We start from the raw sequence: 25481 nt of genomic DNA on the forward strand, positions 1-25481 counted from the left end.
CCTACTGGGATGTCAAACGATTCCGAATCGCCTTCGTTGCCGCAACCATGTTTCGTAATGACTGAACGGTTTCTTCTCTCCCTCTTGTCTTCAGCCCGCAATCCGGGTTAATCCAAAATTGATCGGGTGGAAGTACTTGTACACCCCGTGCTACCATATCTTCCATTTCTGAGACTGCTGGAATTCGGGGGCTATGGATATCATATACGCCGAGCCCGATGCCTTTGTCATACGTACCTGTTTCGAACACAGACACGAGCTCTCCGTGGCTGCGGGAAGTCTCAATCGAAATTACATCGGCATCGAGTTCGCTGATGACATCCATAAAATCATGGAATTCGCAATAGCACATATGGGTATGAATTTGGGTACTTGGCGCAACGGTAGAGGTCGCTAGACGAAACGCTCTGACGGCCCATTCGAGATAAGCTGCTTGCTCTTCTTTTTTGAGCGGCAATCCTTCGCGAAGTGCTGGCTCATCGACTTGGATCATGAGAATACCCGCCTCTTCCAAGGCTTCTACTTCTTTTCGCAATGCCAAGGCGATTTGCTCGCACACTTCTTGTCTGGAGACATCGACCCGCGCGAACGACCAATTCAAAATGGTCGCTGGACCAGTTAACATACCCTTCATTGGTTTGTCCGTCAATGATTTTGCATACACACTTTCTTTGACTGTCATTGGTGCAACAAACTCCACATCTCCGTAAATAACAGGTGGCTTTACGCAACGGGAGCCATACGACTGCACCCAGCCATTTTTCGTGAACAAAAAGCCATCGAGCTTTTCTCCAAAATATTCGACCATATCTGTTCGTTCGAACTCCCCATGGACGAGGACATCCAGACCGAGCTCTTCTTGTATATCGATCCATTCCTTGATTTGCGCTTGAATGAAAGCATCATATTGCTCCGCTGCCCAGTTACCTTTTTTAAACTGTTGTCGGGCTTGGCGAACCTCTGACGTCTGCGGGAAGCTACCAATTGTGGTCGTTGGCAGCAGTGGCAACTTCCACGTATTTTGTTGAATCTCACGACGTTCTTGGTATGGAACGCTTCTTTCAGGTTTTCCAGCTGCCATTTGGCGTAGCTCATTCTTCACTTCTTGACGATTCCTCGCTGGGGATAGTGCCAGCTTGAGCAAGTCCGTTTCATTTTGAGCAATCTCTTTTGAGATGACATACTTACCATATCGGAATCCTCGGACTAAAAGCTGAACTTCCCCCAACTTTTCATCCGCAAATGCCAATGCAGGCATGACTTCCTCAGGCAAGTCCTTCTCTGCTTCAACCGATACTGGTACGTGCAATAAGCTACTGGACGGCTGCAACCACAGCTTTTCGAGTGGAACAATCTCGGAAATTTCTTTGACTAGTTCCCACTTCTCCTCAATCGATGCACGCCATATGTTTCGACCGTCGATGATTCCCGCTGCGAGAATCTTGTCTGCTGGAAACCCGTGTGTTTTGAGATTGGTCAGATTACGCTTCGCTCCGTGTACAAAATCAAGACCGATTCCTTTTACCGGTAAGAAAACTAGCTCCTCATACCAATCCACCGCTTCAAAATAAGTTTGCAGCATGCACTGGATATGCGGTAGTGCTTGACCGATTTGCGTATAGATACGTTTGATGATGGCGCGATCACGCACCGAGACATCCAGTACAAATGCAGGCTCATCGATTTGCACCCATTCCACGCCGTGTAGCTCCAACTCCCGGAGAACGTCTATGTAAAGCGGAACGAGTTGATCCACGATGGGCTCAAATTCGTTTTTCTCATATCCTTTGGACAATTTGACAAACGTATACGGACCTACAATGACAGGCTTTCCGATGATTCCAAACTTTTCTTTGGCCTCCAAATATGCCTGGAGAGGCTTGTTCTCCGTAATGACTGGTTGACGTTCACCGAACTCCGGGACGATATAATGGTAGTTCGTGTTAAACCATTTCGTCATTTCACTGGCGACAGCTTCCTTCGAACCGCGAGCCATGGCGAAGTATGTGGCTAACGAAACCGGGCCACCCTCGTATTCATAACGCTTGGGGACCATTCCAAACATCACAGCCATATCCAGCATGTGATCGTAGTACGTAAAGTCACCCACAGGGATCAGCTCGACCCCTTTTTCCTGCTGACTCAGTAGATGTTGTTGACGGATTTGTTCCATTTGCTGCTCCAAGCCCACCTCACCGATAGTGCCTGCCCAAAATGCTTCCAATGCCTTTTTCCACTCGCGGTTCTTCCCGATCCGTGGATATCCCAAATTGCTGCTTTTCATGAGCTTCCACTCCATTCTTTATTCGATCTTGACTTGAATCCGCCCAATAAAAAAAGCATCTCCAACGATCAAAAAGAACGTTAGAAATGCCAAATAAGCACTGAGATCACAGCATCCTAACACCTCCCTATCTCCCGTAGGTTAAGCAGTGTCGTCGAAACAGGCAGGTCTCCTGACTTTGGGATCATCATCTGCACATGCCTTCCCAATCCGTTTGGATCAGTGGCTGAAAAATGTGCCGACTCCCCTCATACAGTGGCGGGACCGTGTCGGATTCTCACCGACTTCCCTTTTCATCCTTGGTCCATCTTGATGACCAAAGAACCTGTTTCCACTCTTATGAAATTGTCATGGTTCTGTGAAGTGCCCCCCATAAATTAGCAGGGCAGCATACTGTTCATACAGTAACACAGAATCCATTTTTTGTCATACTAAAATTTAAAATCATCATCGGTCAACGGCTCTACGTTTAGCGTACGGACATAGCCATTTCCTTTTTTCGAGAAGAAGTCATGCTGCTTCGTCTGCGTGCGAATGCCGTTCAGTACGATCGGGTTCACTTCTTCCTCTGGGAATAACGGGTCCAGCCCCAGATTCATCAATGCTTTGTTCGCGTTGTAACGCACGTACACATGAACCTCGTCAGCCAATCCGATTTCCGTATACAACGAAGTCGTATAGGCCTCTTCATTTTCTTGCAGCTCATGCAAAAGGGCATACAGCTCCTCTTTTGCTGCGGTCTGCTCGACCACACTCAGACCTTGATATACTTCTTGCGCAAGAACGCCGACATAGAGTCCGTGGATGCTCTCGTCGCGAACAATCAGGTCGATAATTTCCCCGCTGCTAGTCATCTTTCCTTGCCCCGCCAAATAGAGCGGATAGAAGAAGCCGCTGTAAAACAGATAGCTTTCCAGGAAGACAGAGGCTACCATCGCCATGTACAAGTCTTTCGGTTTCTCAATTTCTTGATAGCGTTTCGAGATGAGGGCCGCTTTCTTTTGCAGATGCGGATTGTTTTCCACCCACGAAAAAATACCGTCAATCTCTTCTGTCGATGCCAGCGTTGTAAAAATACTGCTGTACGATTTGGCATGGATTTGCTCCATCATGCCCATGAAGGCGAGAACCGCTTTTCTTTGCAGTCCATCGACATGCTCCATGATCTTCGGCATCCCTACTCCACCTTGGACCGTATCCAGCAAGGTGAGACCGCCCAATACTTTTTTATACGTGTCCCGTTCAGTCGCACTGAGCTCCATCCAGGACATCTTGTCATCTGACAGTGGGATCTCATCATCCGTCCAGAACTGCATGATGTTCTGATTCCAAAACGTCATCGTAAAATCGTCGTCCGGCCTGTTCCAATTGACTGCTTTCATATGGCGTTCCTCTTCTCTTTTTGCTTGATGCTTTTCCTTTTATGAAGCTCGTTCACTAGATCGCGCAGCTAATGCACTCTTCTACAGTCAAATGCTTCGTACGCGTATAGTAGAGTGACTTCAGACCTTTTTTCGCTGCGTAAATGTAATAGCGAGCCAGTTCTCTGGTTGAAATATTGCTGTTCACGTGCAGCACAGTCGAAATTCCTTGGTCAATGTGCTCTTGAATTTCGGCAATCAGATCAATCACTTTGAATTGATCGATCACATACGCCGATTTGTAGTAAAAATAGTTTTCCTGCGACAAGTACGGCATCGGGTAATACGTCGTAGAGTTAGCATATGTTCTCGTTTCGATATGCTCAACGATTGGCATCACACTAGAAGTCGCATTCTGAATGTAGGAAATACTCTGAGTCGGTGCAATTGCCAAACGGTACGCATGGTAGACGCCATGCTTTTGCACCTTTTGCTGTAGTTCCGCCCAATCCTCTGACGTCGGAATGTGCATTCCTTCAAAGAGAAGCTTTGCTTTTTCCGTCCGCGGGCTGTAATCGTTCGTCAAATACTTGTTAAAATAAGTGCCTTTTGCATATTCCGATTGTTCAAAGCCCAAGAAGGTCTTGCCTGTTTCCTTGGCAATTTCCATGCTTTTTTCCAAAGAGTAGAAGTTCATCATCATGAAAAACGTACGAGCGAAGTCCTTCGCTTCTTCACTCTCGTAGGCGATTCGGTTCTTTGCCAGATAACCGTTCAGGTTCATCGCACCGAGACCTACTGAGTGCAGCTCACTGTTTGCCTTTTGAACGCCTGGAGCGTTTTCTACACGCGTCATGTCACTCACGGCTGTAATGGCTTCGATTCCTTCGTGGACGGATTCACGGATCATTTTGCGTTCCATCACGTTGACGATATTGAGCGATGCCAAATTGCAGCTAATATCGCGACGGATGATATCCATCTCGCCGTAATTGGTGATCGTCGAAGTCTCCTGCAACTGGAAGATTTCCGTGCACAGGTTGGACATTTTCACCGAACCGAGATCTTTCAGTGCATGGTTGTTGTTCGCATTCGTTTTGTTCATGATGTACGGATAGCCCGATTCCATTTGAATCATCGCGATTTTGGTCAACATCTCGCGTGCGCTCATCACGGTCTTTTTCTTGATGCGATCGTTTGCCAAGAGCTCCTCGTACATGTCATCGAGGTCCATATCATCCAGATGCACACCGTATTCTTTGTACACGGAGTACGGAGCAAACACAGTCAATGGCTTATTTTCTTCAGCCAGCTTGTAGAACACGTTTGGTACGATCAGGCCGATGGACAACGTTTTGATGCGTGCTTTTTCATCCGCATTGATCTTTTTGCAATCGAGAAACTCGTTGATATCCCAACCGAAGATGTTGTAGTACGCTGCACCCGAGCCTTTGCGTTGCCCCATTTGATCTGCGTAGGAAAACGCATCTTCCAACAGCTTGAGAACGGGCATGACACCTTTTGCTGCGCCCTCGACGCCTTTGATCGGCTCTCCTCGTCCGCGGAGCTTGGACAAGTTCACGGCCACACCGCCGCCAATTTTGGATAGCTGCATACAAGTTCCCAAAATAAAGTTGATAGAGTTCAGTGAATCATCCATTTCGAGCAAGAAGCAGGAGACCATTTCTCCACGGCGGCTTTTGCCTGCATTCAGGAAGGTTGGTGTCGCTGGTTGCAAGCGTTGATCCATCATGGATACTGTCAAACGCTTAGCGAGCTCAAAGTCACCTTGTCCAAGGGACAGTGCCACAACGGCCACCCGGTCTGGATACTGCTCTAAGTACATCGATTTATCGTTCGTTTTCAACGCGTAATCTTTATAAAATTTGGAGATAGCCATGTACGAAGCAAATTGAAAATCAGCGTCATAGGCCAAACGGTACACTTCATCGACCTGCTCAACAGTGTATGTTTCATAGACGTTTTCATAGAAGTCATTCTCGATCAAATAGTCCATGCGCTCTTTGACACTGCCAAAAGTCATCGTATTGGACTGCACTTCTTCCATGAAGACCGCAACCGCTTCCCGATCCTTTTCCAGTTGATAAAATCCGTCATTGCCACGCTGCATCAGTTCGTTGTTCAATTCAATATGCCGCAATTGCTGCCACCCCACTCGTAAATTGTTCCACGTCACGGCCGGTACCGGACAGTTCAAATTTAGAAATCACCGGAACGCCATATTGGCTCGCGATCGTATCCGCGCTTTTGGCAAAGCTGGTTCCCCAGTTGCGGTTACCGCTGGCGGATACTCCCCGCAGATGGACATGATTTCGCTTCAGGAACGTCGCCACCTTCTCCGGCACTTGTCCGAATCCCGTCGTGTATGTTATCAAAATGAATGGCTCGTCTAGCACCATATCTTGATCAATTTCCACATGTGGCAAATTAATTTTGTTGACGAATCTTCGGACGTTTCCTGTTTTTGAATCATAAGCGATTAGCATGTCCCTCATCCTATCCCCTGCTATTTTTACTCTGTATGTATGTTATTTAGCCAAAGTAAAAGCGCATCCGACGTTTACATGCCGAATGCGCGTGATGACTTCCATCTAGCAATTCGCCAATACGAATTGCGCGCTCGAACACTTCCCTATCTCCCGTAGGTTAAACAGTGCAAGCGGTTAGGCAGGTCTCCTGGCTTTAGGATCATCGCTCCATTTTCACCTTCCCAATCCCTCAAGATCAGTGGCATTCTTTCGCAAATGGAACTCTCTCATTACAGTGGCGGGACCGCGTCGGATTCTCACCGACTTCCCTATTAAGTCTACCAAATCTGGCTGGTAAACACCTCACCGCATCAATATGTAGTTGGTAAAACTTACTTTACCTCAATATATCGTAGGAGTCAAGCTCAGTATGCGCTCTTTTCGAAAACTAACTATTCTCCTTTTTCGGCTATTGCCAATCTCTGGTTCTCGTTCATATAATAGATTTTGTGTGCGTTGGTTAGCGTTGGAAAGATTGGAGAGTAGCCCTCATGAAAAGCACCGACTATCAACCTGTCGTCATTCCTCGTTCTTACAGTAAAATCATGACTTATCAAGAGCGTGACTATCACATTTTTGTAAGTATACCTGCCGATCCCCCTCCGGAATCAGGCTTTCCCGTCATATATTTGCTAGATGGCAACTCTGTTTTTGCAACCATGACCGAAGCGATACGAATACAATCACGTGGCCCTGAACGAACTGGCGTGTATCCTGCTATCGTCGTCGGGATTGGGTATCCAACGGACGGTCCGTACCATCCTGCCCGTTTCTTTGATTACACGTATGAAGTTCCCGTCACAGAGCTTCCTGGCAACCCACAAGGAGCCGACTGGCCTCAGATGGGGGGAGCAGAGCAGTTCCTCACCTTTTTAGAGGAGGACCTCAAGCCGAGTATCGAAAACGACTTCCCCATCGATCGGACGCAACAATCGATTTTTGGACATTCGTTAGGTGGCTTGTTTGTCTTGCATGTACTTTTGTCGAGACCACACGCTTTTCAGCGTTATATAGCTGGCAGTCCTTCGATCCATTGGAATGAGAGCGTACTGCTTGCGAAGGAGAGTCAATTACCGAGCCTGCTGACAGATGACCTCGACGTCCATGCACTCCTCACCATCGGGGAGTTGGAAAACGATGGGCGATTCTTAGTCAAAGAAAAATCTCTGGCGATGATCGAACGATTGTCCTCCATGGGCAAAGGTCAAATCAAGGCTTCCTTTAAAGAATTTGCTGACGAAAATCATTCGTCCGTCTTGCCCGTCTTCATTTGCCAAGGACTCAAATTCGCTACGAAAAAAACTGCCCGCTAATAACGGGCAGTTTTTGTTTATCATGATTCGCTCGCTTACTGCAGAGATAACACTTTGGTGATTTGGGGCAGCTCTTCGATGGCAGATACAATCGTCGGTGTAATCTCTTCATCGGTCACAGAGATAAGCAGGGCATTCTTCCCTTTTTGCTCACGCGATACATTCAACTTGGAAACATTGATTTGATGTTCGGCCAGTTTTCGTGAGACATCATAAATCACACCTGGATAATCGATATGGCGAACCAACAATCCATGGGCACCTGGAGGTATGCGACACGCACAGTAATTGATTTCACTGATGTACACTTCTCTCCAATCTTGCGCCAAGGTGTACTTGTTCGCTCCTACCCGCAACACCGCCAAATGATTCGCATATTCACCGGAGCTATGTTGGACAGGAACCTTCGTCCCTAGTCCTTCCACTAACTGCGTTGCAATTTCCTCTTTATTTTCATGAGCAAGAATACTTAATTGTGCACCCGCTAACTCTGGCTCGAGTCTTTGAATCAGTTCAGCTAGTTCACGCAGTCCAGCATATTGGGTCATGTGTTGCCTTCACTCTCCCAGTCAGGTTTATCCTTGTTTTCACGGCAGAATCCAAGCTTCCGGCTCTTTCTTGATAGAGGATTCGTTATCAGCACGATACCAAGCCGTCAACGTTTGTCCATCTTTCGTATAGTAGATTCGGTAGATGGTATTGCCTTTTCCGCTATTGGTAAAAGGACTTTCCTCCTTCGGAACCGCTGTCACTCCACCCGCAACTACAGCCCCGCCGTTCTCCTTGATGACGTTTTGGATCGTCGCCATATGCTCTTTACCCATGGAGGCCATCCCAAAATAAGAGATGATCGCCAAGAGAACCGCTCCCGCCAAAAACGAAACGATAATCACTTTTGATTTTTTCGTAGCATCCACCGAGTGCTTCCCCCGTCTATCTTAGTTCTCTTTATCAACTAAGCGTACCTTGTCAATCGTACCGCCACCCAAGCACACTTCCCCATCGTAGAAGACGACAGCCTGACCAGGTGTTACTGCTTTTTGCGGCTGGTCAAAAATGACCTCCACGTTTCCGTCCTCCAGCAGGTGAATAGTTACTCCCTGATCTGGCTGGCGATAACGGAATTTCGCTGTACAAGTAAATGTTTCGGAAGGCTTTTTATCACTCGTCCAGCTAACGTTGGTTGCCAAGAGGCTCTTCGAGTACAGACGGATATGATCAGAGCCTTCACCTACGATCAGGACATTACGCTCCAGATCTTTGTCTACAACAAACCAAGGCTGTCCGCTCGTGCCATGACCTCCACCTATTCCTAAGCCTTGTCGTTGACCCAATGTATAGTACATCAGTCCGTCGTGCGTGCCGATGATTGCTCCTTCTACGGTCTCGATATTTCCTGGTTTGGCAGGCAAATAGTTTTGCAGGAACTCACGGAAGTTGCGCTCTCCAATAAAACAGATCCCTGTACTATCCTTCTTTTTCGCTGTATAGAGTCCTGCTTTCTCTGCGATCTCCCTTACTTGAGGTTTCGGGAGATGACCAATCGGGAACATCGTTTTGGAAAGCTGTTCTTGGCCCAATACATTCAAGAAGTAAGTCTGATCCTTGTTGTTGTCAGCGCCACGAATGAGTTTGTATTCGCCATCAATGTGCTTGACCTGCGCGTAATGGCCGGTGGCAATATAATCCGCCCCAAGATCCATGACCTTGGCAAGAAGCTCGCCGAACTTGATTTCACGGTTGCACATGACATCCGGATTCGGTGTACGGCCTCGTTTATATTCATCCAAAAAATACTGGAATACCTTATCCATGTATTCTTTTTCAAAGTTTACCGTGTAATATGGAATGCCGATCTGTTCACAGACGCGCCGGACATCCTGGAAGTCTTCTTCCGCCGTGCAGTGGCCGAATTCATCGGTATCATCCCAGTTTTTCATGAAGATGCCGATGACGTCATATCCCTGTTGCTTAAGCAGGTAAGCCGTCACGGAGGAGTCGACTCCGCCGGACATGCCGACAACGACGCGTGTATCTTCTGGTCGCTTCATAAGTCTTTCTCCTCTTATTCAATTTGTACCATTACAGATTACCATGTTTCGCAAAACAAATCATGTTTTGTTACACTTTTGCCCAATAGAATGAAAAAACGCCTGACGCATAGTTGGCGCCAGACGTTTGGTAGTAAGGTTAAGCCTGCGAAGATTCATCCTTGATTTCCGCGCGATATCCCTCGATGCTTTCTTCACGACGCTGATTTTTCGCTTCGAGGTTTGTTCTTTCCTCCTCGGAAATCTCGCCAGCATTAGCCGCTAGGTAAGCTTCGGACTCACGAATGTTCTCTTCCGTATTAGAAATCATGTTTTGCAGCTTTTCTGCGTTGTCAGAACGGTCATCCGGCTTCGCCATGATCGATACGCCTCCTACAAAGGGTTATATGCAACACCTTTACCATTGTGCGCCAATCATGGTTTCTTTATGTACCCGTGATATAATAGAAGAAACGGATTAAACGAAAAAGAGGGTTTCCCCTATGGCTTCCTTAGATTTGCTGGAAAGAAAGCTGCTTCGGATCATCTCTGATACAGATCCCGTCCGCCTGAAACGACAATGGGTGAAGGGGCAAAAGGTACCTATATCCGAAGTGGAACAGCGCATGCGAATCGATCTACTCTTGCGCAGACTCGACAAGCTACCTGAGACCAAGCGCCAAGAAGTGCTTGCGCTACTCAAATGGTTTAACTGGTAGAGATTAGCGGATGGACGTTCCCAGACGCCACTGGCCGTCTATCCGATTCAATTGCTTCATATCCACAATTGCATCTTGATTCAGCGGTCCATAGATGTGCGGATACAGCAATCCATCCTTCGCTGCCTCGTATTTGACTTCCGAAGTCGTTTTGGTTTCATCGACAACGAGTACATACAACTCCTCGTCAAACTGTGCGTAGACGCGGTTTGCTACCTTTTCAAGCAGCTCGTCCCCTTTTGTCGCGTGAATAAAGCCTTCCTGCTCGTAATCGCGCGGTAAGTAGTGATCCTTGTCCATCCACTTTTCCCAATATGTTTTTGGTACCATGCAGTAAATGATAGAGTCTTGCATGTTTCTCCTCCAAATTTGATTATTTTTTTGGCATTGCTTTGTTCAGGTGACGCATAGCTTTATCATAGAACATCTGGTCCATCTGCCCTTGATCATATCGCCATTGAATGAAGTTACGCAGAGAGTGCAAATCCACCCAAGCATCCTTCGCTTGCGGATTGCGGCCAGGTACGTCTCCTGTTATTTCACCCTCGTAGACAAGCTTCGCCATCTCGGTTGGGTGCATGCCGATCTGATAAGCGATTTGGTGTAATGCGATTTTCATGGAACCTCCCCTTGCTTTCGCATGGATACATCTTATCTTCCGTCTATTGTGCCAGTCTTTTCGAATGATGCCAAGCCCCTAGCACTACTCCCAAAGGTTGTACCTTCCTCCCTTACGTTTTGCTACAATGAACACAGTATTACAAGGAAGGGGCAGTATCCCATCATGTCAAAACAACGAGATCAACTACAAAAGAGATGGTTCCAGCGAAAACGCATCTGGATTCCCCTGCTTATCATCGCATTCCTGTTTCTGGGTAACAGCTCTTATCTTGCAAAAGAGCCAGAAGGGGAGCCTTTTTTACTTGCTCACCGCGGGATGGCACAAACCTTTCATATGGAGAACATCACCAATGAAACTTGTACGGCAGAACGGATTTATCCACCGGAACACCCGTACCTGGAAAATACGATTCCTTCCATGAAAGCCGCTTTTGATGCAGGCGCGGACATCGTCGAGCTCGACGTGCAATGGACCAAAGACAATCGATTCGCCGTGTTTCATGACTGGACGCTCGACTGTCGGACAAATGGAACCGGTGTGACGAGAGATTATACCTTGACCGAATTACAACAGTTCGACATTGGCTACAATTACACAGCGGATGAAGGGAAAACCTTTCCCTTCCGTGGAAAAGGGATTGGTATGATGCCCTCTCTCGATGATGTGCTACAAACTTTCCCTGATCGCTCCCTGCTTATTCATATCAAAAGCAATGACCCACTTGAGGGGAAAGCGTTGGCGGATGTTTTGGCAGCATTGCCCGCTGAACGATTGGCACAGCTTTCTGTTTATGGCGGTGACAAGCCAATCGAGATACTGAAACAACAAATGCCAGAGCTGCGTGTCATGTCCAAAGCATCACTAAAAAGCTGCCTCATTCCATACATGGCAGTAGGGTGGTCCGGCTATGTGCCCGATGCCTGTTCACAGACTCAACTACATATTCCTGATCAGATCGCCCCTTGGCTCTGGGGTTGGCCGAATCGTTTCATGGCAAGAATGGAAGCAAAAGACACCCGCGTGATCTTAGTCGCAGGCAGTGGAGATGTGTCGCAAGGCTTTGATGTTCCGACTGATTTAAAACGAGTGCCCGCAAGCTTTACAGGGGGCATATGGACGAACCGGATTGATCTGATCGGTCCAGCCTTTCACGAAAACGTAGAAAAATAATGAAACGATTCTCTAACATATTCGTATATACTTATACGGAATAGACTTCCAACCTAACTAGGAGTGATTGATATGCTCAAGAAGCTTTTGAAAAATTTACTCGGTAATCACTCATCTTCGCACAAGTACCGGAAATACAGCAGCAGCGATTACAAACATCGCAGAAAATACAGCTCTAGTAGTAATCGGTACGGACATTCCCATCACGGCAGCTCTCATTATAAAAGAAAGCGTTCCAGCCGTAGCTTCTTCAGTAGTTAAACAATTGTTTAACAAATGAGCTGACAACAAAACTCCGCTAAGCGCTAGCGGAGTTTTTTCATTTAACGAGACATGATTTCTACGAAACGATCAAGTGGTAATGCATGTACGGTTCTGTTTTTCTGGCCTTGTATCGTTTCCGCCATCAACATGGAGTTCAGGATCGCTTCCTTGACTGCTTCGATTGCTGCTTCAAACAGTGCATCCAGTTGTTCGGACGGAAACATTTTCATTGTGCTCATTTGCTCGTCGCCATATGAATAGCAATTTCCTGTGGAAAAGGTCAGAAAGAAATCACCGCTACCCTCCTCGCCATTCGCGCCGAGCTGTGCCATCGCGAGTGACGCTCGCTTGGAAATGCGCTTGCATTGTGTCGGCAAGAGAGGCGCGTCTGTCGCAATCGTGACTAAGAAAGAACCATCATTTTCTGGTGTTACCCACGGCAAAGGAACTTCATTTTCGGAGATCATCTGGCCCACAGGAATACCATTCACTTTCAAATCCTGTCTTCTGCCAAAATTCGTCTGCACTAATGCCCCAACAGTAAAAGTGCCACATTCAGTCTCGACGATCCGTGAGGAGGTTCCGATTCCGCCCTTGAATTCGAAGCAGATCATCCCGGTACCTCCGCCTACATTGCCTTCCTCGACATTTCCTGTATGCGCCTCTACAATCGCTTCTTCCAAATCCTCATACTGAATCTGCGTCTTTTCGAGATCACTTAACCAACCATCCCATGTCTCCGCAACGATTCCATTAGAAAACGGTTCAAGCCCCTCGATTTTTCTCGTCGCACGAGCAAGATGATGATGTGCCAGCCCTAGCAGATGGCTTCCCGTAAATACGATCGGTGTCACAAGCGTACCGGTCTCTTCTATCCAGTGACTTCCCGTAAACTCTCCCGTACCATTAAAGGAGAAAAAACCAGCAGGAAAATGCTGCCCCTCCAATTGTCCGTCGTTGGGAACTATCACCGTGACACCTGAACAAACGTCTTCCTTGTGAATCGTTTTGTGGCCGACTCGCACTCCTTTTACATCTGTAATTGCATTATACACACCTGGGGTACCCGTCCCAATCAATACGCCACATTCTCTCGCTCGTTTTCTCGTCATGTTACTCTCCTGTCATTTTTGAATCTTCCCATAATAATGGTGTTGTAGAAATTGCCATCGGAAAGAACTTTGTCGCCTCTGAGTACCCCTTCGATTTCAAAACCAAATCGTTTGTACAGCTCAATGGCTTTCTCATTCGTTTCCATCACATTCAACGTCATTTTGGTAATGTGGTTGGCGTCTGCCCAGGCAACTGATTCTTGCAAGAGATTCTTCCCAATGCCATAACCCCAGAACTCTTGTAAGACGCATACACCAAACTCTACTTTGTGTGCAAATCTGTTTAAGTAAACACCTGCACATCTGGAAAACCCGACAATCCGATCCTGTACAACCGCAACTAAAAACAAGTTTCTTGGACTTTCTGCATCCGTATTGATGATGTGTTCGAATCCTTGCACATCGATGAAAGCCTCTCCTCTTTCTCTGTCCAAATTTTCAGTCTCTCTATCGATTTGCAGTCGCAATTCCGACAACTGTTTTGCATCTGTTTCTATTGCAGAGCGAATCGTGTAGGATAACCCGTTCACAGAAAGTAGTTGTTGGCTGATTATCATCATTTATCTCCTATTGGTAAAATTTCGGTCTTTTATTCTATCATAGGTAGCAATCTTTGTGAATCTTCTCTCTTCATACTAGAAAGAGGAAATTACATTGTTTACATAACATTTATTATGTTCATTTATACGCCTGACTGTGGATATGCTACAATAAGGGAAAGGAGCGTGCTCGCATGAATTTTTCCAAATCATTTTATTATACGGTCGACCATTCCAAGGTAGAGGAATATAAAAAGATGCTTGATCTAATGAAAGTCCCCTACATCGTGGAAGCACCGATCGTCTTGCTAAATCAAGGAGCGAATGAATACTCCTTCGTTTTTCCTAACATGTCAGGTCGTCTTTATGGAATGGTGAGCAAGTTATTTCAAGCCGATGGGAAGCCATATCCGAAGAATGAAACATAGGCAAAAAAAAGGACCCCATGATTGGGTCAAATAGGAAGTGGAGAGAATGCATGCTATGTAATATATTCTAACATGAAAAGAACGAATGTCAACCAAACTTTCGAATTTTCTGTGTTTTTGTGTTAGGTTTCATTACATATAGACTTGGATTTTTGTGCAGAAAAGAAAGAAACCCTGCATGAGTTGAATTTCATGTAAGGTTTCCACTCGCACAGCTATGCATGGACATTGATAATTTTCTCCATCTCGATCCATTGACTAATCGTTTGGTTTGCTAATTGAACACGCCTTGCCTTCGGGTCTACCCATTTGACCACACCCCACATGCTGCACGTATTCCCCCGCTCCCCCTCAAAGGACACACACCAGCTCACATTCAATGGATAATTTTCTCTTCCCGAATCTCGTAGCATGTACATAAATGCCTCTCTTTCTTTGTCCGTTACTTCAAGATCGCCGTTAGCCACGCGTTTCCACCCGCCTCATCCTGTGTGAGAAATTGTATTTCCATTATAGTGATTACGAACACAAGTTCGCAACCTTTTTTTCAATTCCTCATGAACGGGGAGAGAAAACGGTAGGTACTTGCCTTATGAGAGGTTCCTCTCGAAAAGTCTTCCCATTTGTTCTGCCGAGTCTTGAGGACCATAAGAAAAAAGCCGTTTTCCAAAAATTAATTGGAAAACGGCTCTTACTTTTAACTTGATAATTCCTGTGTTTGATGCTGCGGTCTTTTCTCGACCAGCTCCAAAAATTTTCCGAAGGTAGAAGCGAGTATTTGCTGAAAAAGCATACCGAGAACAACGGGAAGTGCAACAGGCGCAGGAAAGTACGTGATCGCCATAACTGCCCCAGCACTAATGTTTCGCATTCCACTGTTGAAGGTTAACGTGACGATCACATCCCGCTCCCATCCGAACAGCCTTGCGATCCCCCACCCCATCAAATAACCCAAAATAGCTACAAACAACACAAGGACCGCCATCCCCACCAGTTTTGCGTCCATCATATGAAAGTAAGACGAGACCATCGAGCTGTTGATCGCGACGACAACACCCATTCCCATCTTAGAAAATGGCGCTAATTTTGGTGCCAGCGTTTTTTTGACGTTCCCTTTTGATAAATGGTTGAGCAGCATACCGACAAGCGATGGCAACACGATCATATAAAATAAACCCTTCATCAATTCAGCCAAATCCATCTCAACTGTTGCCCCTAAAAACAAGGACATTCCCAACGGAACAATCAATGGGGAGAGCATCGTATCCAACAAAATAATGGATAGCGTTAGTGCGATGTTCCCGAAATAAATCGATGACCACAAAAAGCTCGTGATCCCCGTTGGAATTAAAGCAGCCAATAAAAAGCCCGTGATGACATGGATATCATCTGGATAAAACAACCTTGCCATTGACCAAGCAATTAGCGGCATAAGGGCATGAAGAATGAATAAGTTGACGATTAAAGGCAGTGGTCTGGTCAGTACCTTTGCAAATTCTTTAAATCCTGAACCCAGACTGCCGGCAAATGTCATGAAGGCAAATACCCAAGGAGACAAAAAAGCAAACGGTTGCAAATGTGTCCCTGCTATTACGCCAATGACAACACTACTCGGCGTGAGTATGGGCATGATTTTCTCTAGCGATCGATTCAGTTTGGCTAACCCGTTCATCTGATACACCTCAAGTCTCGTCCTTTGATGCTATTGATGTGAGGTATGTTATCATGAACAGATTATTGTTACAAGACCAAAGTTCATTAGTAGATTACATACAAGTCATATATTCGCAATTTCACCTTGCATACTTTCGCACCTGGGAGTAAAGCCTATGACGGAAAGGAGGTATTTTATGAACGGAATGGATTGGGTAGAATTTATCCGAAAAACCGAAGATAAGATGTATCACCTCCATCGAGCGATAGATGGAATCTGTAATGATCCCGACTATAAGGAATCCGTTACGACCTTGACGGAAGTGGTAAGAGATTATCAAGTACTTGTGGAAAAAGCCAAGGGTGAATTACGCGGCATCGACTTCCATCGAGATCGAGAGCGCGCGCATCATTACGATCATGATCACCGCTAGCCGATATAGACTCCCAGTTAGGGAGTTCTTCTTCGTTAGATAATCACAGAATATTCATTTCACCTTGATCATTCTGTCAAAACAGACTGCAAGAACCTCACTCTACCCATATAGTGTGTGAGGTTTTTGAAATAGGCTAGCCCTTCATTTTCTTTTCTATTTCTTTTAAGGATTTCTTCTTCTGGCATGCTGCTTTTACATCGGTTGGCCACGGTTCGTCACTTAGCCTTTGCAAATCTTTTATCAATCGCTTGTCAGCTGTCACATGAATATTGGCATCTGGAAAAGCCTCTTTTAATTTCTTTCCGACTTCTTTTTGAATCGATTCCAGCTTGAACCGATTAAAATTCGTTACTTGAATAGCTACGTCGAGCTCTTTGTCGATTTGCACAGCCACTATTTTGTCTATGCCCTTCACGCTCGCTGTAATCGATCTCGCGCGCTCTTCCCATTGATAATGTCTAACGGGAACAGGCATGCACAACGACTCCGTTTTTTGCTTCGTTTCTGTACCAGATTGCTTCGTACACCCCGTTACAATCAAAGCAAAAGCCAGCGTCAGCACCACGAAAGTTGCCCGCACACAAAACACCTCCTGACCAAAATCACCTGTTACTAGCTTGACCTGGAACGGAGGAAGTATGTAAAAAAAAAAGCGGTGACTCCTCTGCATAATTTGAGTCACCGCGGACCCCAAGAACATTGCAAGTCCTATGTATAAGGATATAAAAAATCGCATCGAAACGCGATAGGAGATAGCTGGATATAACATGGAACAAAAAAAATCCCAACCAACAAAAAGTGGTTGGGGCGTACGGGGTAGTACGCATATGTCATACGTGAATGATATAAGCATATAGGACTTCGCTTCAATTGACAACGAACAATAATAGGTACATTTACCTATCGGTGGAACAAAAAAATTGCGCCGACTTTGACTGCATCATTTAGTCGAACGCGTTGAATAGAATCCCCAAGGTTGGATTATACTAGCTAGCTTGGATTACTTTTCTATTATCTTGAAAACTCATCGTTCACGCTATGCGAAAATAATGGTAACAGGTGAAAATCTTTCCTATAAAGCTTGATCTACTATAGAAACCCTTCGCTGAAATGTGTGATTTGCTACAAAAAAGCCAGCCAGAAGTTTCTAATCGTGTTATGATATCCCTGTAAAATCTTGAGGAGTTGAGATCATGAATAGAGAGCAATGGACAGCGGTTGATCACTATTTTACGGATAAATTACTGGAAACCGATCCCGTTCTAGACACAGTTCTTCAAGAGAACGCAGCTGCAGGCCTTCCAGCTATTGATGTAGCACCCAATCAGGGTAAATTCCTTCATCTGTTAGCACGGATCCAAGGCGCTCGTTCGATCTTGGAAATTGGCACTCTTGGTGGATACAGTACCATCTGGCTAGCCCGGGCACTCCCTGCTGACGGGCGTCTCATTACTCTCGAATATGATCCGAAGCATGCAGAAGTTGCACAATCGAATATTGCACGCGCAGGACTCGATCAAATCGTAGAAGTGAAAGTCGGACTTGCCCTTGATTCCCTCATCCAACTTCACAAAGAAAATCAGGGTCCTTTTGATATGATTTTTATAGATGCAGATAAAAAAGGAAACCCCGACTATTTCCAATGGGCATTGAAGCTCTCTCGCAAAGGTACTGTGATTATCACGGATAATGTTGTACGAAGTGGTCAAGTCTTGGACGAAACAAGCACGGATCCTAATATTGTCGGTGTACGTCAATTCACCGATTTGGTAGCGGAAGAGCAACGTGTCAGTGGAACCGTTGTACAGACAGTTGGCAGCAAGGGCTATGATGGCTTTGCGATCATGCTTATCACCGGAGAGAACTAGTCTTTTTCACTTTCAAAGGTTGTAACGAGTAGGAGTGTGTACATCTTGTTTAGGCTTGGTTTACCTAGCTTTATGCTCATCGCTAATGTCATTTTGGTTCTCACGGTACTTTCGTTGATTATCAAAGTGTTGGTGAAGAGAGAATAGCTGATGTTTTTTGGAGGTGCTTTTCCTTGGAGCCATTGCGTGATCAGTCCCTTGCTTTACGTGAAGTAACAGAAGCAGATCTCCCTATATTTTACAGGCAGCAATTGGACAAATCTGCTCATGAGATGGCGGCCTTTACTGTCAAGGACCCTGAAGATAGAGACGGATTCACCGCTCATTGGACAAGGATTTTGAACAATGATTCGATTGTGAAAAAAGCCATTGTCTTGAATGGGCAGATTGTCGGTCATGTTTTGTGCTTTGAACTGTTTGGCTTGCCTACGATTGGATACTGGATTGACAAAAGCTTTTGGGGTAAAGGAATCGCGACAAATGCACTTACCCTCTTTTTAGAGGAACTCCGAACACGTCCTGTATATGCGCGTGTCGCTCATGACAACATTGCATCCATACGTGTGTTAGAAAAAAACGGTTTTCAGCCTATTGGTGTCGATCGGGCATTTTCGGAGGCACGAAGTGAAGAAGTGGAAGAACTCATTTTGATCAAACACACATGAGGTCAGAAGCGCTTCCGTGAGCGCTTCTCCTTTTTTTATGCAGCGCTCATTTTCTAAATGGAAAGGGACATCCTACATGCAAGCATCGATATCTGCCATGCACTTAGAAACAGAACGCCTCATCATCCGTCCTTACGCAGAAGATGATTTGATGGAATCTTTTGAACTCATGCAAAACCCGGAGTTGTTTACCTACCTGCCCATGGACGTAATGCCTCTGGAAAACTACAAGCGCTTATTTCGCTGGCTACGAAGCAGTTATGAAACCCCTTTTGACAAGCCTTTTAAATATTCTGTGGCCATACGCGAAAAGGCTACTGGCAGGTTCATTGGCTGGTGTGGTGTTGGCGTTCTCGATTTTCTGGCTCCGGAAAAAGAGCTCTATTATTTAATCGGACGGGATTATTGGGGGAACGGCTATGCTTTTGAAGCTGCCTCCGCTCTTACTACGTACGCATTTGATGTAATCGGATTGGAACGATTGTACGCAAAAGCACACCCAGACAATAAAGCATCGCTACACATCATTGAGAAACTCGGCTTCTCTTTTGAACGCGTCTTAGATGGCCTAACTGGGGACGACGAGGACTGCAACGGTGAATGGTTATATGTTTTGACGAAATAAACAAGAGAGCATACAAAGGGGCCTGCTGTATGGCAGCCCATTCACTCCCCTACCCAAACGTTCCGCCATTCTTTCGAAAGCAATCGTCAAAATCTTCCTACATGTGTTATAATAAAAGTACAGTATTCTCGTCTTACCGAATTTTTGAATAACCAACACAATTGAATGCGGTAATTCTTAAGATGATCTCCTGAAACAGCGAGGATCATCTTTTTTGTTCTTTCTAGCAAACATCACATGACGAAAGGTTGTAGATGATATGGATGCATTGCCTTGCCAAGGCTGTAAAGGATTGTGCTGTGGTCCAGTTCCCATAACAGAGAAGGAGTATAAAATGATACACAAGAAATTGAAAGCGCTTCCAAAAAAGCTCCGTGACGATCTGAAAAATCAACCGAGAATGTTTGGAACTTGTATCTTCTACGACATGCAAAAAGATCAGTGTGGCATCCATAGCGTTCGACCGGAAGTGTGTCGCGCTTTTGGGTATTACAAAGAGCTTGTCTGTTTTCGCAAACCGGAATTGGCAACGAAAGAAGCGCTGACCTTCAAAGAGAAACAGATTGGGTATTTGAGTATTGATTTTACTTGGCAGCATTTTTAAAGAAACGGAGCTTTCAGAATGAAGCAAATCATGGATCTCAACTGAATAATAATGTTATAGGAATGCAGCATCACTTCATTTCATCCGCCGAGGGTAGTGTATGAGAAGGAGGCTCATTATGCTGAGAAAGAGTACAAATGCAGGTAGAAGGTCAGCAGTAATGATTGGGTTGTTATTAATAGTCGGGTTGGTTACAGGTATATGTAGTGTTGTTCCTGTTATAGATGGAGCAAACTACCTTGTCGAAGCTTCTACAAATGAAAATCAGGTACGAATAGGTGCGTTTTTCCAGTTGTTAATGGTCGTTGCCTATGTTGGTATACCTATTTGGTTGTATCCGATTTTAAGTAAGCATCATAAAGGTTTAGCTCTTGGCTCTGTTGCTTTTGGGATCATTGCGGGTGTGTTCATTATTATTGGTGTAATCACTCTTCTGTTGCTATTGACAGTAAGCCACGAATTTGCAAAAGTTGGAACTTTGCATGTATCGTATTTTCAGACCCTGGGTGGATTGTTACGGGAAGGACGTGATTTGGTTAACCATGTGGCAACGACACTGGCATTTGTTTTGGCTATGTTCTTGTTTACCTGCGTATTTTACCAAACAAAATTAGTTCCACGGTGGTTGTCAGTCTGGGGTCTTATTGGGTCTACATTGTCCATATTGGCAAGCTTATTCTTTATGATTCGCTTCATCGGTCTGGATGCAACCTACATGACGTTGAACATTCCAATAGCCTTTCAACAATTGGTTTTGGCTGTATGGCTAATCATGAAAGGATTCAACTCAACGGAACAGGATTGAGAAAGGGATGTCTCCTGACTTTTCATTGGAGACATCCCTTTTTTTACACGCTTTCACGCATCCCTTTACTCCACACTAACCAAAACGCGCTCCAACGCATCCAGCGCCTGTTCCGCGTCTGCACCATCCGCAGTCAAGACGACCGACTGTCCTTTTGAAACAGCAAGGGACATGACGCCGATAATACTCTTGGCATTCACCTTCTTCTCATCCTTGTTCAATCCGATTTCACTCGAAAAGGAAGCTGCCACTTTCACAAACAAAGTAGCCGGACGCGCGTGTAATCCCTGTGCCAACCCGACGATGACCTGTCTCTCTCTCATCTGATTCACTCCTACCCCTTTCTCGTAAAATTGCTACAGGCCTTCTATAGCAGTCAGCAGTTCTTCTACCTGATCCAAACGAGTCAATCCCGTTTCCTTGTCGACGATCGATGTATAAATGTGAGGAATGACCTGCTTTGCACCTGCGGCAAGGCATACCTCCACAATCGGACGAATCGAAGCTGCATCGATCCCGCCAGTCGGCTCAAAAACGGGAATCCCGTAACGTACGGCTGCTTCTGCCATCGCTTTGATTTCATTGAGCCTCTCCAGCCCGTCAACTGGATAAAATTTGACCGAGTGTACGCCAATCTCCGCCAACATCGCGGCGGCTGCATCGCAAGAGAGCCATTCAGACACTTTGTTGCTCATTGGTCCTGTGGTGACTTGAACCTTTCCTGGTTGTCCGCCGGGGGCAATCAATGCATTCACGATGGTATGCGAGTTGCCGACTGCCTGTAGCCCCCCGAGCGTATAGCCTGCTGCCGGAAATACCTGATTGACGTGATCTGGCTGTGTCTGCACCGCGACTTCAGCGACCTTTTTCCATTGAGTAGGATCACCTGCGCCCAGCCCTACAGACACTGGTACACCTGCTTGCTGATATTGTTCAACTGCGGTTATTGCTGCTTCTACGGACGCAAATCCTTTGACTAAGATTCCGATAAGAGCGCGGCCATCAGCCACGGAACATATTTGTTTTGCGTTTTCTACATCCCTTGCCAAAACGTTTAAACGAATTTTCGGTGTGCCCACTTTTGTTATTCTCCTTCTCTCTGTTTTAGCAGCAGTTCCTTCATTCGCGCTGCGATGATGTGCTCTTGCCCCTGGTGAAACGGTCGTGGATCAAAGGCAATCATACCCGTATTCACATAATGGTTGCGGGTAAAAATAGCTGGATTTCCTTGCTCCAGTTGGCGTGTAAGCTCCCGAGCAGTCATTCCCGTCACTCGTTCGTCAAGCTGAACTTGCACGCGATAGATCGCCCGACCTGCCTCATCCTGTGCGATCACTGCTTTCACACCAGGCAAGCTGTTCAGTTCCCCTGCCAGCCACTCTACTCGCCTACGCTGCTCGGGAACATTTTGCTTTTCGGGGTGATATTGTCCAATCGCTGCAAGTAAACCCGCAATGGCTTCCTTTCCTACCTTCATGGCACGACCGATGCCTTTATATTGCGCGCGACATGCAGCCACCAGATCGGCACGACCTGTGATAAACCCAGACGTTGGCCCGCCGATTGCTTTTCCGCCACTGTAGATGACCAGATCGGCACCCATCGCTACATAGCGCCGCAGATCCTCCTCCGCCGCTGCGTCTACGATTACCGGAATTCCAAACTCCCGACCGAGTTGAAGCATCGTGTCTAGCGACTGCATCCCTTTTTGAATCGCATGATGAGATTTGACATAGAGCAGCGCAGCGGTCTGATCATCAATGGCTTCTCGCAAATGGTCTTCTTCTACGTGATTGGCATGCCCGACCTCTACGACTTTCCCACCGCCCAGTGCAATCATCTGTTGAATGGAAGCACCGAAGTGCACCGCGTGTCCTTTTTGGATAATGATCTTGTTATTCAACCCGTCGGAAAGAGGAAGCCGTTCGATCAAACTCAGATGGCAACCGGCTATGACTGCCGCTACACTAATGGCAATGCCTGCAGCTGCTCCCGAGGTAGGACAACCGTCTTCTGCTCCGGTCGCCTCTGCGATATGACGACCTGCCACAATCATCAGCTCGCTAATTTCTACATAATCCATGGCCGCTTCTCCCATGGCCTGTGCGATAGAAGGATGGACGGCACTTGCACCCAGTGCCGTCATCTTACCGCTTGCGTTAATGACTTGCTTCAACCCTAGCTGCTGATAGATTCCCATGGTTTGCCCATCCTTCCTGTGAAAACTCTTCGCTCTTCCGTCATTGTGTCGGGATCGGGAAAATGGCTCCAAGGATCATGGCTCCGATAATCGCACCACCCGCAATCGGTTTGTTGTAATAGTAAAAAATCGCTGCACCTGCTGTTGCGCCGAGTCCAACTGGAATCGAAGCCATAATCGCCGAAATGACAATCAATGGACCTAAGTAACGACCTGCTGCATTTCCGGCTCCCATCATGACATCCGCACCAAAAGTGGAGTTCGATGCGTTGATCGTGTACTTCCGAATCAAAATAATCACGGTACCAATGATGAAGCCCAAGAGTGCACCTGTCGCCAGCGCCAAAGGAAAAGAAGTCAACGGAGCTGTAAAGCCTGCTCCCAACATCAATGCTGGAACGCCAATCCCGATACCTGTTTGCAACGAGCCGCCAATATCGAGAATTCCAACCAGCGGTCCCTCCAAAACGCGGGCGAACAAAAAGCTCGCACCAAACGCAGCAGCCGCCCCGTATCCGCCACCCTTGATCCCTGCCTCCAGCATCGCAACGATGGCGATATCGTTAAAGGCCCCGACATGATACACATAGTAAAGATGAGTACCTGCAAAGATTCCTGAAGACAAACACGCCACAAAGAGGGGAAATGCCCATTCTGAATACCAAAACCCTTTTGCCTGCAATTCACCCATTACTTTTTCACCACCGATCCGAATGTTTCGTGAAGCTCTATCAACCACTGTGGAATTTCTACATACATGCTCTTCAAGAGCGCGACGTCAAAACCGCGGAAGAAGCCACTGAATACAAACAAGAGAATGACTGCAATAAACATGGATTTCGTAATTTTGTTCCAACCACTGTCATCCAAGCCTTTACCGATCAATATACCCAAGACGATTCCAGGCACCGCATTGCCCATGACCAAATGCGATAAACCGCCCAAGACCGTTCCCCAAATCCCTGTCCGTTTACCTGCATCCATCGCCGCCATCCAGAACACAATCGGCATGATCGGGTTGATCAACCAGTTCGCAGCAGGAACCAGTACCTTCGTCGCGACGAGCTGCATCGATTCGGGAATCGCTGTTGCTGTAGAATTCAAAAGTGTGACCACAACGACACCAACCGCCGCCCCGGCAATCGCCATTTGCTTTGGATTGTGCAACGTCTCTGCCACATTCTTGTTACGCCAGAGCAGCACAGCCGCTGCCCAGTTCGGGATGACGCGATGATCCACATCTTGCGTCAAAGCACCGGCACCGACAACAGACGCCCATGAGTTGAACAAAAAGCCAAGTCCAAATGAAAAGTGGGAAATGGGATCGCCCGCACATGCGTTCAGCTCTCCAAAAGTCCGGAAGGCTCCCATCCCTTGGACATTGGGTGCATGGAACATCCTCGCCGCCCCCGCACCAACACCGAAGCCGACCAATGCCCCGATGACGATCGACTTCAACACAATCATCAAAGTAACCATGAACCTACCCCCTGTCTGCTTCTATCGCTGACGAACCAACTGCCCCACACCCGCAGTCTGCTCGGTCTGCTGCTGAAATGTTATGTTTTCTACCTGGACCAATCCCAGCCTCACTTGAATATCTACAGTGATGTCATACCGCGTTCGTTTGCGTGGAAAGAACAATCCAAAAAACCGCTCATGCTTCACTGTTTCTGTCGCAGACACAATGGAAACTCCTACTGGTTCGATTCGCACGACCAAATCACTCGTCTGTCTCGCCACTACATGCTTGATTTGGGAAAAAATCTTGTTGAAGGCTCCTTCTTTCGTATCGCCACTGCCGGATAATCGCAAGGTCTGCGTCGTCTCCGTGTACATGGATTACTTCCCTCCCAGCTTGATGTATTCTTCCACCATGCGTCTGCCCAGCTCTTCTATATCCATGAAGCCAAAACCAATCACTTTTTTGCCGCTACGCAAGGCAGTAATACCAGCATCGACTGAGCGCAAGCCGTACTCGACTGGAAAACCATACTTGGTCTTGGCAGTCAGTGCCCCAGCCCCACCACTTCCGCAAAAGGAAAGCCCGAGATCTGCACTCTCACTGACCATGACATCTCCTACCTTCATATCAGCGCCAACACCTGGAATGACGATCGCGGTCCCACCAGCAGCTTCGATTCCTTTTGCGATGTTCTGTCCTTTTCCGAGACGATCACCAATTACGATTTTTACCTTAGACATATACATACCCTCCTTTTATTCACAGCGA

33 protein-coding genes and 2 riboswitches are annotated in these 25481 nt (G+C 46.5%); of the genes, 11 read left to right on the top strand and 22 right to left on the bottom strand.

Features of this window, described 5'->3' with window-relative positions:
- Window position 1: 1 nt before the first annotated feature.
- From metE to nrdI, 4 genes are all read right to left on the bottom strand, one after another.
- On the bottom strand, window positions 2-2284 hold the full coding sequence (metE, locus tag HPY27_RS00285) for a 5-methyltetrahydropteroyltriglutamate--homocysteine S-methyltransferase (protein WP_173623547.1): 2283 nt from the start codon (window positions 2282-2284) through the stop codon (window positions 2-4).
- A 145-nt stretch (window positions 2285-2429) separates the two neighbouring features.
- Window positions 2430-2628, bottom strand: a riboswitch (cobalamin riboswitch).
- Window positions 2629-2715: 87 nt separating this feature from the next.
- Window positions 2716-3666 (bottom strand): class 1b ribonucleoside-diphosphate reductase subunit beta, encoded by a 951-nt coding sequence (gene nrdF, locus HPY27_RS00290; protein WP_017249005.1) that lies wholly within the window; start codon window positions 3664-3666, stop codon window positions 2716-2718.
- Window positions 3667-3721: 55 nt separating this feature from the next.
- Window positions 3722-5806, bottom strand: a complete 2085-nt coding sequence (gene nrdE / locus HPY27_RS00295; protein ID WP_017249006.1) for a class 1b ribonucleoside-diphosphate reductase subunit alpha — start codon at window positions 5804-5806, stop codon at window positions 3722-3724.
- A complete protein-coding gene (nrdI, locus tag HPY27_RS00300) occupies window positions 5793-6152 on the bottom strand; it encodes a class Ib ribonucleoside-diphosphate reductase assembly flavoprotein NrdI (protein WP_015891428.1) in 360 nt (119 codons plus the stop codon). Before nrdI ends, nrdE begins: the two co-directional genes overlap by 14 nt.
- Window positions 6153-6315: 163 nt before the next feature.
- Window positions 6316-6515: riboswitch (cobalamin riboswitch) on the bottom strand.
- Window positions 6516-6685: 170 nt separating this feature from the next.
- Between nrdI and HPY27_RS00305 the strand changes: the two genes are divergently transcribed.
- Window positions 6686-7507 carry an alpha/beta hydrolase gene (locus HPY27_RS00305; protein WP_174224110.1) on the top strand — a complete coding sequence of 274 codons (822 nt, stop codon included), beginning with the start codon at window positions 6686-6688 and terminating at the stop codon, window positions 7505-7507.
- A gap of 35 nt (window positions 7508-7542) precedes the next feature.
- Here HPY27_RS00305 and HPY27_RS00310 read toward each other — a convergent pair whose 3' ends face one another.
- From HPY27_RS00310 to tlp, 4 genes are all read right to left on the bottom strand, one after another.
- Window positions 7543-8055, bottom strand: a complete 513-nt coding sequence (locus HPY27_RS00310) for an ACT domain-containing protein (RefSeq protein WP_017249008.1) — start codon at window positions 8053-8055, stop codon at window positions 7543-7545.
- A gap of 39 nt (window positions 8056-8094) precedes the next feature.
- Complete coding sequence (locus HPY27_RS00315; protein ID WP_017249009.1) at window positions 8095-8424, bottom strand: hypothetical protein; 330 nt, start codon at window positions 8422-8424, stop codon at window positions 8095-8097.
- 21 nt (window positions 8425-8445) lie between these two features.
- Window positions 8446-9558: a tRNA 2-thiouridine(34) synthase MnmA gene (gene mnmA / locus HPY27_RS00320; protein WP_017249010.1), complete on the bottom strand. Its 1113-nt coding sequence runs from the start codon at window positions 9556-9558 to the stop codon at window positions 8446-8448.
- A 139-nt stretch (window positions 9559-9697) separates the two neighbouring features.
- A complete protein-coding gene (gene tlp / locus HPY27_RS00325; RefSeq protein ID WP_017249011.1) occupies window positions 9698-9916 on the bottom strand; it encodes a small acid-soluble spore protein Tlp in 219 nt (72 codons plus the stop codon).
- A gap of 124 nt (window positions 9917-10040) precedes the next feature.
- Here tlp and HPY27_RS00330 point away from each other — a divergent pair, with 124 nt between their 5' ends.
- The gene (locus HPY27_RS00330) at window positions 10041-10256 is read left to right on the top strand and encodes a hypothetical protein (protein WP_017249012.1); all 216 of its coding nucleotides are present in this window, start codon (window positions 10041-10043) and stop codon (window positions 10254-10256) included.
- A gap of 3 nt (window positions 10257-10259) precedes the next feature.
- Here the strand turns inward: HPY27_RS00330 and HPY27_RS00335 are convergent, their stop codons facing one another.
- Together HPY27_RS00335 and HPY27_RS00340 are read right to left on the bottom strand one after the other, a co-directional pair.
- Complete coding sequence (locus HPY27_RS00335; protein ID WP_174224112.1) at window positions 10260-10610, bottom strand: DUF952 domain-containing protein; 351 nt, start codon at window positions 10608-10610, stop codon at window positions 10260-10262.
- 19 nt (window positions 10611-10629) lie between these two features.
- On the bottom strand, window positions 10630-10875 hold the full coding sequence (locus tag HPY27_RS00340) for a hypothetical protein (protein WP_174224114.1): 246 nt from the start codon (window positions 10873-10875) through the stop codon (window positions 10630-10632).
- A gap of 165 nt (window positions 10876-11040) precedes the next feature.
- On the opposite strand from HPY27_RS00340, the gene HPY27_RS00345 reads away from it, so the two are divergent.
- Window positions 11041-12048 carry a glycerophosphodiester phosphodiesterase family protein gene (locus HPY27_RS00345; protein ID WP_174224116.1) on the top strand — a complete coding sequence of 336 codons (1008 nt, stop codon included), beginning with the start codon at window positions 11041-11043 and terminating at the stop codon, window positions 12046-12048.
- Window positions 12049-12120: 72 nt separating this feature from the next.
- Window positions 12121-12309 (top strand): hypothetical protein, encoded by a 189-nt coding sequence (locus tag HPY27_RS00350; RefSeq protein ID WP_017249016.1) that lies wholly within the window; start codon window positions 12121-12123, stop codon window positions 12307-12309.
- Window positions 12310-12371: 62 nt separating this feature from the next.
- Here the strand turns inward: HPY27_RS00350 and HPY27_RS00355 are convergent, their stop codons facing one another.
- Window positions 12372-13424 carry a P1 family peptidase gene (locus tag HPY27_RS00355; protein WP_174224118.1) on the bottom strand — a complete coding sequence of 351 codons (1053 nt, stop codon included), beginning with the start codon at window positions 13422-13424 and terminating at the stop codon, window positions 12372-12374.
- Window positions 13421-13981 (bottom strand): GNAT family N-acetyltransferase, encoded by a 561-nt coding sequence (locus tag HPY27_RS00360; protein ID WP_174224454.1) that lies wholly within the window; start codon window positions 13979-13981, stop codon window positions 13421-13423. The genes HPY27_RS00355 and HPY27_RS00360 overlap by 4 nt, the downstream gene beginning before the upstream one ends.
- 176 nt (window positions 13982-14157) lie before the next feature.
- Here HPY27_RS00360 and HPY27_RS00365 point away from each other — a divergent pair, with 176 nt between their 5' ends.
- Window positions 14158-14391: a hypothetical protein gene (locus HPY27_RS00365; RefSeq protein ID WP_017249019.1), complete on the top strand. Its 234-nt coding sequence runs from the start codon at window positions 14158-14160 to the stop codon at window positions 14389-14391.
- A gap of 215 nt (window positions 14392-14606) precedes the next feature.
- Here the strand turns inward: HPY27_RS00365 and HPY27_RS00370 are convergent, their stop codons facing one another.
- Window positions 14607-14858, bottom strand: a complete 252-nt coding sequence (locus tag HPY27_RS00370) for a YolD-like family protein (RefSeq protein ID WP_017249020.1) — start codon at window positions 14856-14858, stop codon at window positions 14607-14609.
- A 230-nt stretch (window positions 14859-15088) separates the two neighbouring features.
- Window positions 15089-16063, bottom strand: coding sequence for a bile acid:sodium symporter family protein (locus HPY27_RS00375; RefSeq protein ID WP_174224120.1), 975 nt, complete (start codon window positions 16061-16063; stop codon window positions 15089-15091).
- Between the two features lie 178 nt (window positions 16064-16241).
- Between HPY27_RS00375 and HPY27_RS00380 the strand changes: the two genes are divergently transcribed.
- Window positions 16242-16478: a hypothetical protein gene (locus HPY27_RS00380; protein ID WP_017249022.1), complete on the top strand. Its 237-nt coding sequence runs from the start codon at window positions 16242-16244 to the stop codon at window positions 16476-16478.
- A 136-nt stretch (window positions 16479-16614) separates the two neighbouring features.
- Here the strand turns inward: HPY27_RS00380 and HPY27_RS00385 are convergent, their stop codons facing one another.
- A complete protein-coding gene (locus HPY27_RS00385; protein ID WP_017249023.1) occupies window positions 16615-17061 on the bottom strand; it encodes a YhcN/YlaJ family sporulation lipoprotein in 447 nt (148 codons plus the stop codon).
- A gap of 613 nt (window positions 17062-17674) precedes the next feature.
- Here HPY27_RS00385 and HPY27_RS00390 point away from each other — a divergent pair.
- From HPY27_RS00390 to HPY27_RS00410, 5 genes are all read left to right on the top strand, one after another.
- Window positions 17675-18349 carry an O-methyltransferase gene (locus tag HPY27_RS00390; protein WP_174224122.1) on the top strand — a complete coding sequence of 225 codons (675 nt, stop codon included), beginning with the start codon at window positions 17675-17677 and terminating at the stop codon, window positions 18347-18349.
- Between the two features lie 173 nt (window positions 18350-18522).
- The gene (locus tag HPY27_RS00395) at window positions 18523-19014 is read left to right on the top strand and encodes a GNAT family N-acetyltransferase (protein ID WP_017249026.1); all 492 of its coding nucleotides are present in this window, start codon (window positions 18523-18525) and stop codon (window positions 19012-19014) included.
- Window positions 19015-19090: 76 nt separating this feature from the next.
- Window positions 19091-19639, top strand: coding sequence for a GNAT family N-acetyltransferase (locus tag HPY27_RS00400; protein WP_174224124.1), 549 nt, complete (start codon window positions 19091-19093; stop codon window positions 19637-19639).
- Between the two features lie 259 nt (window positions 19640-19898).
- Complete coding sequence (locus HPY27_RS00405; RefSeq protein ID WP_069844830.1) at window positions 19899-20243, top strand: YkgJ family cysteine cluster protein; 345 nt, start codon at window positions 19899-19901, stop codon at window positions 20241-20243.
- Between the two features lie 118 nt (window positions 20244-20361).
- Window positions 20362-21048: a DUF4386 domain-containing protein gene (locus HPY27_RS00410; protein WP_174224125.1), complete on the top strand. Its 687-nt coding sequence runs from the start codon at window positions 20362-20364 to the stop codon at window positions 21046-21048.
- Window positions 21049-21113: 65 nt separating this feature from the next.
- Here HPY27_RS00410 and HPY27_RS00415 read toward each other — a convergent pair whose 3' ends face one another.
- From HPY27_RS00415 to HPY27_RS00445, 7 genes are read right to left on the bottom strand one after another with little or no spacing between them, the layout of a single operon-like run.
- Window positions 21114-21371, bottom strand: coding sequence for an HPr family phosphocarrier protein (locus HPY27_RS00415; protein WP_017249031.1), 258 nt, complete (start codon window positions 21369-21371; stop codon window positions 21114-21116).
- A gap of 33 nt (window positions 21372-21404) precedes the next feature.
- Window positions 21405-22127, bottom strand: a complete 723-nt coding sequence (locus HPY27_RS00420; protein ID WP_173623556.1) for a KDGP aldolase — start codon at window positions 22125-22127, stop codon at window positions 21405-21407.
- Window positions 22128-22132: 5 nt separating this feature from the next.
- On the bottom strand, window positions 22133-23248 hold the full coding sequence (locus HPY27_RS00425) for a DgaE family pyridoxal phosphate-dependent ammonia lyase (RefSeq protein WP_017249033.1): 1116 nt from the start codon (window positions 23246-23248) through the stop codon (window positions 22133-22135).
- Window positions 23249-23288: 40 nt separating this feature from the next.
- Window positions 23289-23939, bottom strand: a complete 651-nt coding sequence (locus HPY27_RS00430) for a DUF4310 family protein (RefSeq protein WP_017249034.1) — start codon at window positions 23937-23939, stop codon at window positions 23289-23291.
- Window positions 23939-24727 (bottom strand): DUF4311 domain-containing protein, encoded by a 789-nt coding sequence (locus HPY27_RS00435; RefSeq protein WP_017249035.1) that lies wholly within the window; start codon window positions 24725-24727, stop codon window positions 23939-23941. Before HPY27_RS00435 ends, HPY27_RS00430 begins: the two co-directional genes overlap by 1 nt.
- 21 nt (window positions 24728-24748) lie before the next feature.
- The gene (locus tag HPY27_RS00440) at window positions 24749-25087 is read right to left on the bottom strand and encodes a DUF4312 family protein (RefSeq protein ID WP_007727313.1); all 339 of its coding nucleotides are present in this window, start codon (window positions 25085-25087) and stop codon (window positions 24749-24751) included.
- A gap of 3 nt (window positions 25088-25090) precedes the next feature.
- Window positions 25091-25453 (bottom strand): SFCGS family glycine-rich protein, encoded by a 363-nt coding sequence (locus HPY27_RS00445; protein ID WP_069844824.1) that lies wholly within the window; start codon window positions 25451-25453, stop codon window positions 25091-25093.
- Between the last annotated feature and the right edge of the window lie 28 nt (window positions 25454-25481).

The organism is Brevibacillus sp. HB1.1 (assembly GCF_013332445.1).
GTDB classification, from domain to species: Bacteria; Bacillota; Bacilli; order Brevibacillales; family Brevibacillaceae; genus Brevibacillus; species Brevibacillus porteri.